Below are 15,461 nucleotides of genomic sequence, written 5' to 3'. Positions count from 1 at the left end.
AGGTGCTGGAGCGTGAACCTGATGGCCGATGCCGCGTCTTTCCGCTGGCGACGAGAGGACACCGTCAAGACGGCGGGGCTGCTGGCGGTGATCATCGCCCTGCACGTCGTCGCCTTCGGGATCCTCTTCCTGCTCGTCGCCCCCGCCCACTACAAGGTCGGCGCCGACGTCTTCGGCGTCGGGCTGGGCGTCACCGCCTACACCCTCGGCATGCGGCACGCCTTCGACGCCGACCACATCGCCGCCATCGACAACACCACCCGCAAGCTGATGGCCGACGGCAAGCGCCCGGTGTCGGTCGGCTTCTGGTTCGCGCTCGGACACTCCAGCGTGGTCGTCCTGCTGGCCCTGCTGATCGCGGGCGGCACCTCCCTCGCCGGAAAGGTCATGAACGAGGGCTCCGCCACCCACCAGGTGCTCGGCTTCCTCGGCACCACGATCTCCGGCGCCTTCCTCTACCTCATCGCCGCCCTGAACCTGATCGCCCTGGTGGGCATCCTCAAAGTCTTCCGCGCGATGCGGGCCGGGGCGTTCGACGAGAAGGAGCTGGAGCAGCACCTGGACTCGCGCGGCTTCATGAACCGCGTCCTGGGCCGCCTGACGAAGTCCGTCTCCCGGCCCGGCCAGATGTACCCCCTCGGGTTCCTCTTCGGCCTCGGCTTCGACACCGCCACCGAGGTCACGCTGATGGTGATGGCCGGCTCGGGCGCGGCGGCCGGGCTGCCCTGGTACGCGGTCCTGTGCCTGCCCCTGCTGTTCGCGGCGGGGATGAGCCTGTTCGACACCCTGGACGGCACGTTCATGAACTTCGCCTACCAGTGGGCGTTCTCCAACCCGGTCCGCAAGGTGTTCTACAACCTCGCCATCACCGGCCTGTCCATCGCCGTCGCCTTCTTCATCGGCACCATCGAGCTGGTCGGCGTCCTGCACGAGAAGTTCGGCCTGGACGACGACGTCACCGGCTGGATCGCCGGGCTCGACCTGGACAACGTCGGCTACCTCATCGTCGCCCTGTTCGTGCTGGTGTGGGCGGCGGCGCTGGCGTACTGGCGGTTCGCGCGGGTGGAGGAACGCTGGTCGGCCCCCGCCGCCGCGGCGGACTAGCCGGCGCCGACCGTCTCCAGGTACAGCCGCACACAGCGGTCCACGTCCACCTCCAAGGCCACGTCCACCAGGGCCTGTTCGCGCCGGCCCTGGTGGATCTCGGACTCGCCGGGGCGGGGGCGGCGGTCCACGACGGTCTGGCCGCGCGACGGGCCGGGGGCCAGGGACACCTCCACCGGCAGCAGCCGGGTGGTGATGCTCTGCGGGTCGGCGACCGCGCACACCGCGCCCGCGTCGCCGAGGCCGCCCGCCTCCTCCGCCTCGGGCGGGCCGCCCTGCGCGGTCGGCCGGTGGGCGAGCAGCTCGCCGGCCAGCCGGGCGCCGGGCTCGTCGCTGCGGCGCAGCCGGTGCACCTCGGCGCCGGGGACGACGACCCGCTGGAACACGTCCAGGCCGTACATGGTGACCGGAACCCCCGCGGTGAGCAGGATCGCCGCGGCCTCCGGATCATGCCAGACGTTGAACTCGGCGACCGGCGTGGCGTTCCCGGTGGCCACCGCCCCGCCCATGAACACGATCCGCTCGATGTTGCGGGTCACCTCCGGGTGGGTGCGCAGCAGCAGCGCGATGTTCGTCAGCGGGGCGGTCGGGATCAGGGTCACCGGGCGCGGGGAGGCCAGGATCTCGCGGCGCAGGAGGGTGACGGCGTCGACGGCCGCCGGGGCCCGGGTGGGCGCGGGCAGCCCGAGGTCGCCCATCCCGTCGATGCCGTGCACGTGCCGGGCGGGCCGGACGGGTTCCAGCAGCGGGCGTTCGGCGCCGCGCGCCACCGGGATGTCGCCGGCGCCCGCCTGCTCCAGCACGGTCAGGGTGTTGCGGACCACCCCGTCCACGTCGGTGTTCCCGGCGACACAGGTCACCGCCCTCAGGTCGAGCCCCGGGTGCCGTACGGCGAGCAGCAGGGCCAGGGCGTCGTCGACGCCGGTGTCGCAGTCCATGATCACAGGCAGGGGCTGACCGGGCACGGCGGACTCCTTCCGTCGTACCGACCCTAGATCAGTCCCAGGACACGGCACCGCGCGCCGCCACCCGCCCGCCGATCCGGCGCCGCCACCGCTCCCGCGCCGCCGCGCCGACCGCTCCCGCCGCTTGCGCCGCCTGGTCCCGCGCCTGCCCGCCGGCGCGGGCCGCCCGCCGGTGCGGCCGCTCACCCGTACGGCCCCGAGCGCTGGTGGGCGGGGCGGACCGGTGGTGCCGTGGGAGCAGGCATCTGACCGGCCGCGGCAGCCCAGGAGGCACCGATGTCCCCCGCGATACGCCCCCGCGTCCCCCGTGTCGTCGCGCTTCCGCTGCTCGCCGCCTCTCTCCTCGTCGCCGGCGGCTGTGCGGCCCTGGAGCTGGACCACCCGGCGACCGCGCCGCACCCGCTGCCCACCGTCGACGCTCCGCAGCCGGCGCCCAGGGCGTCCGCGCGGCCCGACGGCTCCACGCTCACCGACGAGCAGGCGCAGGCCGCGCTCATCACCCAGGCCGACCTCGGGGCGCCCTGGACCGCGACCCGTGGCGCGGCCACCTGGCGGGACGGGCTGCTGAAGGCCACCACGGCGACCGGGGACTGCCAGCGGCTGCTGGACGCCCTGTACAGCGAGGAGCTCCTCGGCGGTCCGGCCCGTGCCGCCGTCGGCCTCGACGACGCCGACACCGACGCCCAGCTCCGCTACCAGATCGGCGCGCGCCGCCCGGCGGACGCCGACGCCGCGCTGGCCTGGCTGCGGACGATGCCGGAGCGGTGCGCCCGGTTCACGGCCACCACCGAGCGGGGCGGCCTGGCGGACGTCCAGGTGGTGGACGCGCCGCTGCCGGAGGTCGGGGACGCCCGGCAGGGGCTGCGCGTCAGCCTGGCCGGCACGGCGCCGGACGGCGAGGAGGCGCTGCTCACGCTGGACGTGGCCGCCGTCCGGGTCGGGGAGGACTCCTTCGCGCTCACCAACGGCGGCCTGGGCGACGTGCCGAACGACGCGACGCAGGCCGCCGTGCAGATCGGCGCCCTGCGGCTGGCGGACGTCCGCAGGCAGGGCCTGGCCCAGGTGTGAGGGCGGATCCCGGCCCGCCTCACAGCGGCGGCTGGGCCGGGGCCGGGCCGAGGGTGGTGGTGCCCGGAGCGGTGCGGTGGCCGAGGCCGGTGCGATAGGCGTCCAGCGCCGCCTCGACCCGGCCGGTGCGGCGCAGCAGGTCGCCGAGGAGACGGCACAGGTCGGCGAGGTCGCCGGCGGCCCCCGCGCGTTCCAGCAGGCTGAGGGCGCGCACGTAGTGCTCCTCCGCCGCCTCGGTGTCCCGGGCGTCCTCGGCGATGATGCCGAGGAGCCGGTGGGCGGCGGCGGCGTGGACGGCGCCGCGCTCGGAGGAGAAGTCCCCGAGGACGCCCTCCAGCAGCTCGGCGGCCTCCCCTGACTTGCCCCGGCGGTGCAGGACGTCGGCCAGCTCGACCGTGGCCTGGCTGCGGTACAGGGCGGCGCGGCTCTCCGAGAGCATGGCGTGCGCCTGCCGCAACTCGGCCTCGGCCCGGTCGAGTTCGCCGTTCTGGGCGCAGACGTAGCCGCGCATCCAGTGGCAGTTGGCCAGTTCGGTGCGCAGGCGCAGCTGCCGGTACAGCTCGGCCGCCTTGGCCAGGGAGGCGTCGGCCTCGGCGGCCCGGCCCTCGGCGAGCAGGGTGCGGGCCACCGAGCGGTGCATCCGGGCGATCAGCGCGGGGTCGCCGGCCTGCGGGGCGAGCGCCAGGGCGAACTCGGCGGCCTGGGCGGCGCGGGCGTGGGCGCCCATGTCCATGTACGGGCCGATGACGCTGGCGTAGAGCAGCAGCAGCGCGTCGGGGTCGTGCAGCCCGCCGCGGTTCAGCTCGTCGAGGGCGGTCTCCAGGAGGTAGACGGCGTAGCGCAGTTCACCGGCGAGGTAGTGCGCGACGGCCCGGCCGCGTACCGCGGGCACGCGGACCGGCAGGGCGGTGCCGGCCAGGCGTTCCTCGGCCTGCTCGAAGTACTCGCGCGCCGCGGTCAGCTCGCCGGTCTCCAGGGCGCACTCGCCGAGCCCGAGCAGGGCGGCGGCCTGTTCGCAGCGGAGGCCGTGGGTGCCGGCCTCGGCGTGCAGCGCCGCGTACTGCGCGGCGGCCTCCTCGGCCCGGCCGTCGGCGAGGATCCGCTGCGCCTCGGTGAGCCGCAGCCGCAGGTCGGTGGCGAGGTGGGCGGGCCGGCCGACGGCCAGTTCCTCGAAGGCGACCCCGAGCCGGTCCGCGATGTGCCTGAGCGCCTCGTCGGAGGCCCGGACCCGGCCCGCCTCCACGGTGGAGATGTAGGCGGGGGTGTAGGCGGGCTCCGCCAACTGTCGCTGGGTGAGGCCCCGTTGCGTGCGCAGTTGCTGCACGCGCCGTCCGATGACCTCAGGGTCGTCCCGTTCCCGCATGTCCCCTCGCCCCCCAAGTCCCCTGTCGCCCCTTGCCGTCGGGCGTCGGCGCCCCTAGGTTAAACGGCGCATTAAGCCTGCTTAATACGCCGCTGTCGTATTGCGAGGTCGCCGTGCCCGGACGTACATCCGCACCCTACGCACGCCCCACCCTCCCCCACACCCGCGTACGCCCGGCCGGGGCGACCTCCACCACCCGGGGAGTCGTCGCGGCCGTGATCGCGGCGTCGGCCCTGATCCTCGCCGCCAACGCCGGCCCGGCCCGTGCGGCGGCCACCGCCCCGGAACCGGTGGCGGTGCAGCAGCACGCGGAGCCGCAGCACACGGACCGGCAGCACGCGGAGCCGCAGCACGCGGAGCCGCAGCAGGTGGAGCCGCAGCACCCGCATCCCTGACGGCGGAGGTCCGCCCGATCACCGGTGGCGGCGCCCCGCCCGTCGCGGGCGGGGCTGCCGCCATGCCCCGCGCGGGCGGGCGGCAGGCCTTGACGCCGTTGATCTGCCGCTCGGGCATGACCCATGCCCCGCGCGGGCGGGCGGCAGGCCCTCCTCGTGGGGCGTACAGGGGCGCAGGCGCCCGGCGCCGACGCCTCCCCACCGGTTTTCGGCCGATTCGCGCGGCCGCGGCCCCCGCACGCCCGGCCTGTCCCCGGTTGCCCCAGGTGTCCGCCCCGTCCGCCCCGGAACCCCGATGCCGTTGTCGGTGACATGACCTACGCTGCACACACTCGCCGCACGAGGCACACACGGCTCATGCACAGGGGGCTCACGCAACGCCGTGCCCGGTGGCGCCCATGTCTTTCATTCGTTCCGGGGGGTTCGAATCCGCGTGCGCAAGCGCTCTCTCACCGCCGCCGCCACCCTGGCGGCCCTCTTCGGCTCGGCCGCTCTCGCCACCGCTCCGGCCTTCGCCGACTCCAGCCAGGTCCTGCCGGTCAGGACCACCGGCGACATCGTCGTGGACGCCGTCCACCAGCAGGTCTTCGTCAGCGACCCGCTCTACGGCAAGATCGTCGTCACCGACTACGCCGGCAAGGTCGTCAAGCAGCTCACCGACCGTCTGTCCGGCGTCCACGGCCTGGAGCTGTCCGCCGACTCCGGCACGCTCTACGCGGCCGTGCAGGACCTGGACGCCATCGCCGTCTTCGACACCGCCACCGACACCGAGACCGCCCGGTACGAGGTCGGTGACAAACCGCTGAGCGTCGCCCTCGCGGGCGGCAGACTCTGGTTCGGCTACGGCGGGGCCGCAGCGGGCGACATCGGCTCCGTGGACCTGACGAGCGAGGACCACGAGGTCACCCTCGGCCAGGACGGCAGCTGGTACTCGGCCCCGCTGCTGGACGCCGCGCCCGGCTCCGACACCCTGGTCGCCGGCGCGCTCGGGCAGAGCCCCGTCGAACTGGCCTCCTACGACGTCTCGTCGGGCACCGCCGCCAGGACGGCGAGCACCCGCGAGGCCGGCAGCAACCTCGGCGACCTCCAGGTCACCCCCGACGGCAAGGACGTCGTGGTGGCCAGCGGCGCGCCCTACTACCAGCAGGTGTTCCGCACCTCCGACCTGAACGAGAACGGCAAGTACGTCACCGACGCCTACCCGAACTCCGTCGCCATCGCGTCCGACGGCACGGTCGCGGCCGGCATCGACGGCACCTACGACCCGGACGTGTACATCTTCCGGCCCGGCAGCAGCGAGCCGGTCCGCACGTACGAGTTCTCCGGCACCTCCGGCGGGTCGGACCTGCTGGTCCGCGCCGGACTGGCCTGGGCCCCGGACGGCTCCCGGCTGTTCGCGGTGACCGGCAACAGCCAGGGCGTGTACTCGCTGCGCGTGCTGGACGCGCCCGCCAAGGCGGCCACCGCCGTCACCGTGGACGCGCCGGCCACCGCCGCCCGTGCCGAGAAGCTCACCGTCAAGGGCCGGGTCGCCTCCCCTACGGCCCTCCCCGCCGGCGCCGAACTGACCGTCACCCGCACCGACCTGGAGTCCCCGGAGGGCAAGGCGCTCGCCGCGACGGCCGTCGAGGCCGACGGCGCCTTCTCCTTCACCGACACCCCGCCGGCCGGCGGCAAGGTCACGTACACGGTGGCCTACGCCGGCGACGCCGGGCACACGGCGGCCTCCGGCTCGGCCTCCGTCGACGTCTCCCGCGCCGAGCCGGCGCTGAGCATCGACCACGGCGGCACGGTGTACGCGTACGGCAAGGACGTCACGTTCACCGCGCACCTCGGCACCACCCACACGAACCGCACGGTGGAGATCTGGGCCGACCCGTTCGGCGACGACCAGCCGGACACGCTGGTGAAGTCCGGCACGGTCGACTCCCACGGCAACCTGTCGGCCACCCTGGACCTGAAGCGGGACACCGAGGTCACGGCGCGGTTCGCGGGCGACTCCCGCTACAGTCCGGCGTCCGCCGCCGGCACGGCCGGCGCCCGGGTCAGCGTGTCCACGTCGGTGTCCGGGCACCACGCGACGGCGTCCGTGTGGGGCCACACGTACCACTTCTTCCACAGCACCGAGAATCCGCTGGTCACCACTCGGATGACGTACTACCCCGGCCGGGCGCAGAAGTTCGAGGTCGAGGAGTACCGCCAGGGCCGCTGGCACGCGGGCGACCCCGCGTTCGTCGAGCTGGCCTCCGACGGCTCCAGCACGGTCCGCGTCGAGGGCGACCACCGCGGGGACGTCGGCCGGCGGTTCCGGGTCCGCTCCTCGTACATCGACGGCGCCTCCGGTGACATCGTGAACTCCACGACGCACGGCGCCTGGACGTACTTCACCTACACCCGGTAAGGCCTACCGGGCGGCCTGGAGCTGGCGCAGCTGCCGCTGGACGTTCTCCAGCGCGCCGCGCCGGCGTCCGGGCACCCTCAGCCGCAACTCGGCTAGCGCGGGCCCCAGTTCACGGGCCCGCGCCGCGTCCTCGATACGGCCCCACTGGTGGTGCGCGCGGTCCACGGCCGCCTCCACCGCGGGCGCGTCCGCCGCCTGCCCCGCCGCCAGCCGCGCCCCCGCGACGCCCAGCCAGGCCCGGCAGCTGCGCACCGGGTCCCCCGCGAACATCGCGAGGTCGGCCCGCACCTCGCTCCAGTGCAGGGCCTGCTCGGAACCGGCGCCGTGCGCCCGTGCGGCCGCCTCCTCCTGCCGGGCGGCCAGCGCGTCGGCCTCCGCGTGCCGCCCCGCCTGCACGGCGGCGCGGATGGCGGCGTGGGGGTCTTCGGGGCCGGGTTCCGGCCCGGTCCCACCGGGCGCCTCCACCGGGCGGGGCGCCTCCACCGGGCCGGGCCCGTACCGTCCGGCCCCGGTCGCGGCAGCGGACCCGCCGTCCTCTCCCGGCCCGGAAGCGGCCGTGCCGTCCCCCCGCCCGGCAGCGGCGGCGGACTCGCCGGGCGACGGCCGCGCCGGGGCCCCGTAGGCCCGCCCGTCCGGCGTAGACCCGCCGGGCGGGGAATCCGAGTCGGCACGGCCCGCCCCGGCAGCGGCGGCGGCTCCGGCCGCCCCCGGTCCCGCCGCACCGTCTGCGGGCACGGCCGCCGGCGGCACCGCGCCGGCCACCGGGGGGAAGGCGCCGGGGACGGGGGCCGGGACCGGGCCGCCCGCCACGGGGCCCGCCATGAAGGGGCCCGCCGCGAAGGCGCCCCCGCCGGGGCCGGCCAGCAGGACGTTGCCGTGGACCTCCTCGGCGATCCGGGACAGCGCCTGCTGGTGCAGGACCGCCAGCGGGGGACGGTGACCGCTGCGCAGCAGCGTGGCCACCGTCTTCATGTACGCGGGCTCGCCCAGCGCCCGCCGTCGCGCGGCCGGGGCGATGCGGCCGTACACCTCGGTGTTCCGGCCGGAGTCGAGGCCGCGTTCGGTGATGTACCGCCAGGTCTCCGCGTCGGCGTGCAGGTCGACGAGGAGGGCGGTGTCCGCGGCGGAGCGCAGCCGCAGTTCCTCGCGGATCCAGTGCCAGGGCAGCGCCGTGTAGCGGAGCGTGGCCGGTGTGGTGCGGGCGAGGGCCAGGTGGGGCTGGTGCTGGCGGCGGTCCAGGTGGAGCTGCCCGGTGACGTACACGGTGAGCGGACCGGGGGCGGCCGCGGCGGCGCGCAGCCGGGTGAGGACGGCCTGGGGTTCCAGCGGGTCGGCGAGTTCCACCACGTTCGCGGTGCCGGTGCCCGCCAGCACGGCCGGGGCGACGGCGGCCAGCACCGGCAGGACCCCGGCCGCGTCGACCAGGCGGCCCCGGCCCAGCGGCGAGGCCGCGAGCAGCAGCACGGTTCCGGGCATCGTGCCTCCCCCTGTCACCCTGTGCGGTCCGTCTCCAGCCAGCACCGTAGCCGCTGCCGCCGCGCACCGGCGCTTCAGGAGCGCAAACGTCCCCGTTCGGGGTCTTCGCCCGCCCCGCCGCCCTCCCGCCGCACCGCGAAGATCGTGGTGTCGTCGTCCAGCCGCCCCCGGCTGTGCCGCAGGACGCCGTCGCGGACCCGGCGGACCAGGCGCCGGGGTTCGGTGCGGCGCGGGTCGGCGCGTACCGCGCGGGCGACGTCGCCGGCCAGCGGGTAGAAGGCGCCGGGCCGGTCACGGGCCTCGGTCACCCCGTCGGTGACCAGCAGCAGGGTCTCGTCGGCGGCCAGCGGGACACGGTGCACGGGCGGCAGGCCGTCCGCCAGTTCGCCGAGGCCCAGCGGGAGCCCGTCGCCGCCGGGCAGCTCACGGACGCCGCGCGGGCCGACGGCGAGCGGGGGCTCGTGGCCGAAGTTGACCACGTCGACCGTGTCGGGGGCGTCCTCGGGGAAGGCGACGAGCACGGCGGTGGCGAAGCGGTCGCCGTCGTCCCGGCCGAGCGCGGTGCTGTGGAAGCGGTGCCGGTGCATCCGGATCTCCAGGCGTTCGGCGACGACCGACAGGTCCTTCTCGTGGTAGCCGGCCTCGCGGAAGGTGCCGAGCAGCGCGGCGGCGGTCTCCACGGCCCCGAGGCCCTTGCCCTGCACGTCGCCGACGAGGACCCGGGTGCCGTGCGGTCCGGGCTGGATGTCGTAGAAGTCGCCGCCGACCCGGGCCTCGACGTCCGCGGCCAGGTACACCCCCGCGTGCTCCAGTCCGGCCCAGCGGGGCGGCAGCGGGCGCAGCACGGTGCGCCGGGTGGTCTCGGCGATGTCCCGCATCCGCAGGACGTGCCGTTCCTGGCGGACCCGCACGGCGGCGGCCAGGGTGGCCAGCGCGCCGCCGAGGGCGACCAGGAGGAAGTCGCCGAGCCCGGCCCGGTACTGGTCGGGCCAGGCGCCGTCCACGACGACGTACGTCACCACCGACACCATGCCGTAGGCGGCCGTCGTCCACACCCCGCAGACCGCCGCGGCGATGCCCGGGACCAGGACGATCCAGGAGATGATCCGGAACCGCTCGCCGGTGCCGAAGTCCAGCAGGACGACGCCGGCGAGGAGCAGCAGCGGCGGCAGCCACGCGACGCTCCGGCCGCGGACCCGCAGCAGCGGGCGCCGCCCGTACTCCGTCTCCGTCACGGCGGACAGCCCTCCATGTCCCTCGGACGATGCCCCTCAGACAAGCACGGCGCGGAACCGGCCGCCATCCGGGCCGGCATCACCCGTCCGGCCGAGTTGCCGGGCCGTGCGCCCCGGTGTGCCCTGGAAGGCGGGGGCGGCTCGGGGACGGCGAGGAAGGAGCGTTCTCATGGCTGGAACGGCACCCGCGCCGGGCGGGAGGTCCCGCCCCGGTCGCACGCCCGAGGTGGAGGGCCGGGGTACGGACGTGAACGTGCGCCGGCGGGCGCCCGACGTGTTCGACGCGCACACCCACGCGATCGCCCGGGTCGCCGCCCCGGTGGCGCTGGGCCTCGTCTACGGCTTCTGGGTGGCGGCCAACAGCCGCCACGGCGGGCCCGTCACCGGCTGGAACCTGCTGCTCGGGTTCGCCAGCGCGCTGGTGTCCGCGGTGCTGGGCGCGGCCCTGCTGAAGCTCGCCCCGCGGATGCGGCGGGAGGTGCACGCCCTGCTGTGGGCGGCGTTCGTCGGCTGCGCGTTCGGCTTCGCCTACAGCCAGACCCACAAGACGGTGCTACGGTCGGTGCTGATGTCCCTGGCAGTGTCGGCGGCCACGTTCGCCGTGTTCTTCTACCGGTACTACACCCAGGAGGACGCGTACGGCCGGCGCGTCCGCTGAGCGTGCGCGCCGCGCACCGGCGGTGTGCGGGCGGGCCCCGGCCCGGAAGCCGGGGCCCGCCCGCTCCCCCGTGTCCCCCGCTCCACGCCGGGGCGAGGGATCCGGGCCCGGACCGGCTCCACGACCCGGAGAAGCCGCCCGGCCCCGGAACCGCCGGCGGCCCCGTTCCGGCCGGGGTCACCGGTCTCCCCAGCACCAGGAAACACCCGTTCGGGTGATCCCTCCACCGGAGGGCGCGGGCCCCGGTGCGGCCGTCCGGGTCGTGCCGCCGCCCGAATGCAGTCCTCCCGCTCGCGCGCCGGCGTCCGGGGCCGTTGCCTGGAGACGTGCCTCCACGCCTCAGGAGCGCCCTGTCGGCCGTACTGATCACGCTGTCCTGCCTCCTCGTGCCGTTCGGCGCGTTGGCGGCGTGGGCGGCGTACGGGCTGGCCGACACGGGCCGGTACGTGACCGCGATGGCCCCGCTGGCCGCCGACCCGGCGGTGCGGGAGGCCGTCGCGGACACCGTCGGCGACGGCATCCTGCGCGCGGTCGACCAGCACCTGGACGTCCGTCCGGTCCCCGGCTCGGTCCGCCCGTTCGTGCACGACGCGGTGCGCTCCTTCACCCGCACCCAGGCCTTCCGGCTGGCCTGGGACACCGGCAACCGGGTCACGCACGACGCCGTGCTGCGCGCCCTGCGCGAGGAGGACGACGGCGATGTCACCGTCGACCTGGCCCCCGTCACCGCCCAGGTCAAACGCCAGCTCACCCACGACCACGTGCCGCTCGCCGCGCGCATCCCGGTGGAGCACACGGCGGTCGCCGTGCTCCCGGCGGGCGAGCTGACCGCGCTGCGAAAGGGGTACCACGTGCTCGAAGTCGCCGGTTTCTGGCTGCCGGTGGCGGCCGTCGCCTGCGCCGTCGGCGGGATCGCCCTCGCCGTCCACCGCCGGCGGGCCGTCGCCGCGACCGCGCTGGGCGCCGCGCTGGGCGGCGCGCTGCTCGCCGTCGCCGTCGCCGCCGGACGCAGCCTCACCCTCGCCGACCTGCCCGCCGACGTGCCGCACCCGGCCGCCGGCGCCGTCTACGACGCCCTCACCGGCACCCTGCGCACGGCCGCCTGGCTGCTGCTCGGCCTCGGCCTCGCGGTGGCCCTGACCGCCTGGCTCACCCGGTACCTGCGGCTGCCCCGTCCCGCGCGACGCCGGCGAGGGTCGCCAGCGCCCGCGCCAGCTCCGGCTCAGGCGCCGACGCGAGCCCGAGTCTGACCGCGTCCGGCGTCCGGCCGGGGTCGACCGAGAAGGCCGTGCCCGGGGTGACCGCGATGCCGTGGGCCCGCGCGGCGGCCGTGAAGGTGTCCGCCCGCCACGGCGGCGGCAGCTCCCACCAGGCGAAGTAGGCGGCCGGGTCGGACCGCACGGTGAACCCGGCCAGCCGTTCGGCGACGAGCCGCTGCCGCCGCCGGGCGTCCCGCCGTTTGGCGTCCACCAGCCGGTCCACGGTCCCGTCGCCGAGCCAGCGCACGGCCGCCTCCAGCGCGAAGCCGCCCGCGCTCCACCCGCCGGACCGGACGGCCCGCGCGACCGTCTCGACGCGGTTCTCCGGCACGACGACGAACCCGACGGCGAGGCCGGGGGCGATCCGCTTGGAGAGCCCGTCGACGAGGTGGACCAGCCCGGGCGCGAACGCGGCGAGCGGAGGTGTGCCGCCCGGGTGCAGGAAGGACCAGATCCGGTCCTCGACCACCGGTGTCCCCAGCGTGTGGACCGTGTCCGCGAGCTGCCGCAGCCGGTCGGCGCTCGTCGTCCGCGAGGTCGGGTTGTGCAGGGTCGGCTGGAGGTAGAGGGCGGACAGCGGCGCGCTGCGGTGGGCGGCGGCGACCGACTCGGGCAGCGGTCCCTCCGCGTCCGTGGCCAGCGGGACCAGGATCAGGCCGAGGCGGGCCGCGATCTCCCGCACCAGCGGGTACGTCAGCGGCTCCACGCCCACCCGGCCGCCGGGCCGGACCAGCGAGGCGAGGGCGGCGGCGATCGCCTGGCGGGCGTTGCCGGTGAACAGGATCCGCTCCGGGCCGGTCCGCAGCCCGCACCCCTCCAGCAGCGCGGCGACCGCCTGCCGGGCCTCCGGGGTCCCCGCGGCGGCGGCCGGCCGCAGCGCCTGGCCGAGCGCGTCCGGCCGCAGCAGCGGCGCGAGGGCCGGGGCGAGCAGCTCCGACTGGCCGGGGACCGCGGGGTAGTTGAGCTCCAGGTTCACCAGCGGGGCGCCGGCCGCCTCGGCCAGGGCGTGCCCCGGCTGCCCGTCCGGCGCGGCCCGCACGAACGTCCCCCGCCCGACCTCGCCCACCACCAGTCCCCGGCGCACGAGTTCGCCGTAGATCCGCCCCGCCGTGGAGGGTGCGATGCCCCGGCGCCGCGCGAACACCCGCTGCGGCGGGAGCCGCTGGCCCGGCCGCAGCCGGCCGCTCGCGATGTCCGCCGCGATCCGGTCGGCGATACGCCGGTAGTCGTCCACAAGTCCCCCTGGGATCCGGCCCGTTGGATTGCACCGAGAGCAAAGATTTTATTGCACCGAGTGACGGGCGCGCCTAGGGTCGGGCCATGCCCGCCTTCCTCGCACACGATGACAAAGACCCAGGAATCACCTCCCGGCTGCCCCTCGTCCTCGTCCACGGCCACCCCTTCGACCGCACCATGTGGCACCCGCAGCTCACGGAGTTCTCCGCGAGCCGCCGGGTCGTCGCCCCCGACCTGCGCGGCTACGGCGCCTCCCCGGTCACCCCCGGCACGGTCCCGCTCTCCCGCCACGCCCAGGACATCGCCGGTCTCCTGGACCACCTCGGGGTGGACGGCTTCGTCCTCGCCGGACTGTCCATGGGCGGCCAGATCGCCATGGAGTGCGCCGCCCGCCTCGGCGACCGCGTCCGCGGCCTGGTCCTCGCCGACACCTTCCCCACCGCCGAGACCCCCGAGGGCCGGCGGAACCGCAACGCCATGGCCGACCGGCTGCTCGCCGAGGGCATGCGGGGCTACGCCGACGAGGTGCTGGAGAAGATGGTCGCCCCCTGGGCCCCCGCCGAGGTCAAGGCCCATGTGCACCGCATGATGACGGCCACCTCCCCGGAGGGCGCCGCGGCGGCCCTGCGCGGCCGGGCGGAACGCCCCGACTACCGCGCCCTGCTGGCCGGGCTGCCCGTGCCCGCCCTCGTCCTCGTCGGCGCCGACGACACCTACACCCCCGTCTCCGACGCCGAGGCCATGCACGCGGCCCTGCCCGACTCCACCCTGCACGTCGTCGAAGGCGCCGCCCACCTGCCCAACCTGGAGCGGCCGGAGGACTTCAACCGGGCCCTCGGCGATTTCCTGGCACGGCTGGACGGGTGATCGTAGGCTCGTCCCCGTGAACCGACGCCCCGGACGCGGCCCCGGCGCCTGGTGCGCCGGCCTGCTGCTCGCCGGGGTGAGCGTGGCCGTCGGCTGCCGGACCGCCGACACCGACGGCGTCACCCCCGTGCCCCAGCTGCTCGCCTTCCTGCCCTGGATGCCCGCGCCGGCCGTGCTCGCCCTGCTGTGCGCGCTGCTCGCCCGCTGGTGGACGGGCCTGGTGTGGGGGGTGGCCGTCCTCGGGCTGCTCGCCTGGCACCTGGAGCCCTACGGCGAGGTCGGCGAACCGGGCGGCCCGCCCGTCGCCGCGCTCCGCGTGCTCACCTCCAACGTCGAGTTCGGGCGCGGCGCCCCCGCCCTGGTCCCGGTCCTGCGCGACCGGCGCCCCGACGTGGTCTTCGTGGAGGAGTGCGAGTCCGGGTGCCGGGCCGCCCTGCAACGCGAGTTCGCGACCGTCTACCCGCACCGCCGGGCCGTCGAGGCGGACGGCTCCGCAGGCTCCCTCATCCTCAGCCGCTTCCCCCTGAAGCCCGCCCCCGAGGTCCCCGGCAGCATGGGGATGCCCGGCGCCGTGGCCGACGTCCGCGGCCACGCCGTACGCCTCCAGCTCGCCCACCCCGCGCCCCCGCTGCCCGGCCAGGTGGACCTGTGGCACCGCGAACTCGGCCGGCTCCGCGCCTTCGCCGCCGGCACCCGCACCCCCACCCTGCTCGCCGGCGACTTCAACGCCTCCCAGGACCACGCGGCCTTCCGCCGCATCCTCGACACCGGCCTCACCGACGCGGCCCGCCTCACCGGCCACGACCGCACCCCGAGCTGGCCGTCCCGCACGGCCTCCGTCCTCGGCGTCCAGATCGACCACGTGCTGCTCTCCGCGGACTTCAGCGCGACGAGCGCCCGCTTCCTGCACGTGCCCGGCACCGACCACCGCGCCCTGGTCGTGGACCTCGTCCTGCACCGCAGACCCTGACGCGGACCGACTCCCGCCGGCCGGCGCCGGCTTCCGCGCACCCGGTGCGGCGGTGCGCGGTCCCGCATCGGCGAGCGATCCGAACCCGCTCGAAACCGTCCCCGCGCCGACCGGTCACGGCAACGCGGGGCCGCTAACCTTACGTGTCCGTCCTGGCCAGCGATTGACGGGCTAGCACTCACGTGAAGGGTTGCGCACATGGGCATTCTCACTCTCCTGCGGAACGCGTTCGGCCGCTCACGCAAGCCACGGCCCACCGAGGCAGAGGGTGCGGACCGGGCCCCCGCGCAGGCGCCGGAGCCGACCCCGTCCGTGCCGGAACCCCGCCGCTCCTCCGCCGGGGAACACGAACTGGTGGCAGCGGCCTTCGACAAGCTCCACCCCACGACCGCCGGCCCCGAGCCCGAGCCGAAGGCGGAGAAAACCCCGACACCCGAGCCCGCCCCGAGAGAAACCCCGACGCC

The 15,461-nt window shown here is 76.0% G+C and carries 13 protein-coding genes and 1 pseudogene; 9 read left to right on the top strand and 5 right to left on the bottom strand.

What is annotated here, in order from left to right:
- Nucleotides 1-21: 21 nt before the first annotated feature.
- Nucleotides 22-1,104, top strand: coding sequence for a HoxN/HupN/NixA family nickel/cobalt transporter (locus ABZ261_RS03715; protein ID WP_356854925.1), 1,083 nt, complete (start codon nucleotides 22-24; stop codon nucleotides 1,102-1,104).
- Here ABZ261_RS03715 and ABZ261_RS03710 read toward each other — a convergent pair.
- Complete coding sequence (locus ABZ261_RS03710) at nucleotides 1,101-2,069, bottom strand: nucleoside hydrolase (RefSeq protein WP_356854924.1); 969 nt, start codon at nucleotides 2,067-2,069, stop codon at nucleotides 1,101-1,103. The genes ABZ261_RS03715 and ABZ261_RS03710 overlap by 4 nt on opposite strands.
- Before the next feature lie 276 nt (nucleotides 2,070-2,345).
- Between ABZ261_RS03710 and ABZ261_RS03705 the strand changes: the two genes are divergently transcribed.
- Nucleotides 2,346-3,137, top strand: coding sequence for a hypothetical protein (locus ABZ261_RS03705; protein ID WP_356854923.1), 792 nt, complete (start codon nucleotides 2,346-2,348; stop codon nucleotides 3,135-3,137).
- A gap of 19 nt (nucleotides 3,138-3,156) precedes the next feature.
- Here ABZ261_RS03705 and ABZ261_RS03700 read toward each other — a convergent pair whose 3' ends face one another.
- The gene (locus ABZ261_RS03700; protein WP_356854922.1) at nucleotides 3,157-4,500 is read right to left on the bottom strand and encodes a helix-turn-helix transcriptional regulator; all 1,344 of its coding nucleotides are present in this window, start codon (nucleotides 4,498-4,500) and stop codon (nucleotides 3,157-3,159) included.
- A gap of 113 nt (nucleotides 4,501-4,613) precedes the next feature.
- On the opposite strand from ABZ261_RS03700, the gene ABZ261_RS03695 reads away from it, so the two are divergent.
- A complete protein-coding gene (locus ABZ261_RS03695) occupies nucleotides 4,614-4,895 on the top strand; it encodes a hypothetical protein (protein WP_356854921.1) in 282 nt (93 codons plus the stop codon).
- 433 nt (nucleotides 4,896-5,328) lie between these two features.
- Nucleotides 5,329-7,296 (top strand): Ig-like domain repeat protein, encoded by a 1,968-nt coding sequence (locus ABZ261_RS03690; protein WP_356854920.1) that lies wholly within the window; start codon nucleotides 5,329-5,331, stop codon nucleotides 7,294-7,296.
- A 3-nt stretch (nucleotides 7,297-7,299) separates the two neighbouring features.
- Here ABZ261_RS03690 and ABZ261_RS03685 read toward each other — a convergent pair whose 3' ends face one another.
- Both ABZ261_RS03685 and ABZ261_RS03680 read right to left on the bottom strand, forming a co-directional pair.
- A complete protein-coding gene (locus ABZ261_RS03685) occupies nucleotides 7,300-8,772 on the bottom strand; it encodes a hypothetical protein (protein ID WP_356854919.1) in 1,473 nt (490 codons plus the stop codon).
- A 74-nt stretch (nucleotides 8,773-8,846) separates the two neighbouring features.
- Nucleotides 8,847-10,007 (bottom strand): PP2C family protein-serine/threonine phosphatase, encoded by a 1,161-nt coding sequence (locus tag ABZ261_RS03680; protein WP_356854918.1) that lies wholly within the window; start codon nucleotides 10,005-10,007, stop codon nucleotides 8,847-8,849.
- 169 nt (nucleotides 10,008-10,176) lie between these two features.
- Between ABZ261_RS03680 and ABZ261_RS03675 the strand changes: the two genes are divergently transcribed.
- Both ABZ261_RS03675 and ABZ261_RS03670 read left to right on the top strand, forming a co-directional pair.
- On the top strand, nucleotides 10,177-10,665 hold the full coding sequence (locus ABZ261_RS03675; protein ID WP_356854917.1) for a hypothetical protein: 489 nt from the start codon (nucleotides 10,177-10,179) through the stop codon (nucleotides 10,663-10,665).
- 326 nt (nucleotides 10,666-10,991) lie between these two features.
- On the top strand, nucleotides 10,992-11,915 hold the full coding sequence (locus ABZ261_RS03670) for a hypothetical protein (RefSeq protein ID WP_356854916.1): 924 nt from the start codon (nucleotides 10,992-10,994) through the stop codon (nucleotides 11,913-11,915).
- On the opposite strand, the gene ABZ261_RS03665 is transcribed toward ABZ261_RS03670, so the two are convergent.
- Nucleotides 11,815-13,158: a PLP-dependent aminotransferase family protein gene (locus ABZ261_RS03665; RefSeq protein WP_356854915.1), complete on the bottom strand. Its 1,344-nt coding sequence runs from the start codon at nucleotides 13,156-13,158 to the stop codon at nucleotides 11,815-11,817. The two genes, ABZ261_RS03670 and ABZ261_RS03665, sit on opposite strands and share 101 nt — an antisense overlap.
- Nucleotides 13,159-13,244: 86 nt before the next feature.
- Between ABZ261_RS03665 and ABZ261_RS03660 the strand changes: the two genes are divergently transcribed.
- The 3 genes and pseudogenes from ABZ261_RS03660 to ABZ261_RS03650 all read left to right on the top strand — a co-directional run.
- On the top strand, nucleotides 13,245-14,027 hold the full coding sequence (locus tag ABZ261_RS03660; protein WP_356854914.1) for an alpha/beta fold hydrolase: 783 nt from the start codon (nucleotides 13,245-13,247) through the stop codon (nucleotides 14,025-14,027).
- 16 nt (nucleotides 14,028-14,043) lie between these two features.
- The gene (locus tag ABZ261_RS03655) at nucleotides 14,044-14,997 is read left to right on the top strand and encodes an endonuclease/exonuclease/phosphatase family protein (RefSeq protein WP_356854913.1); all 954 of its coding nucleotides are present in this window, start codon (nucleotides 14,044-14,046) and stop codon (nucleotides 14,995-14,997) included.
- Between the two features lie 198 nt (nucleotides 14,998-15,195).
- Nucleotides 15,196-15,461: pseudogene (locus ABZ261_RS03650) on the top strand (Toxic cation resistance protein); the annotation flags it as partial.

The organism is Streptomyces sp. NPDC006193 (genome assembly GCF_040613915.1).
Taxonomy (GTDB): Bacteria; Actinomycetota; Actinomycetes; order Streptomycetales; family Streptomycetaceae; genus Streptomyces.
This window is presented reverse-complemented; position numbering and strand designations above follow the sequence as displayed.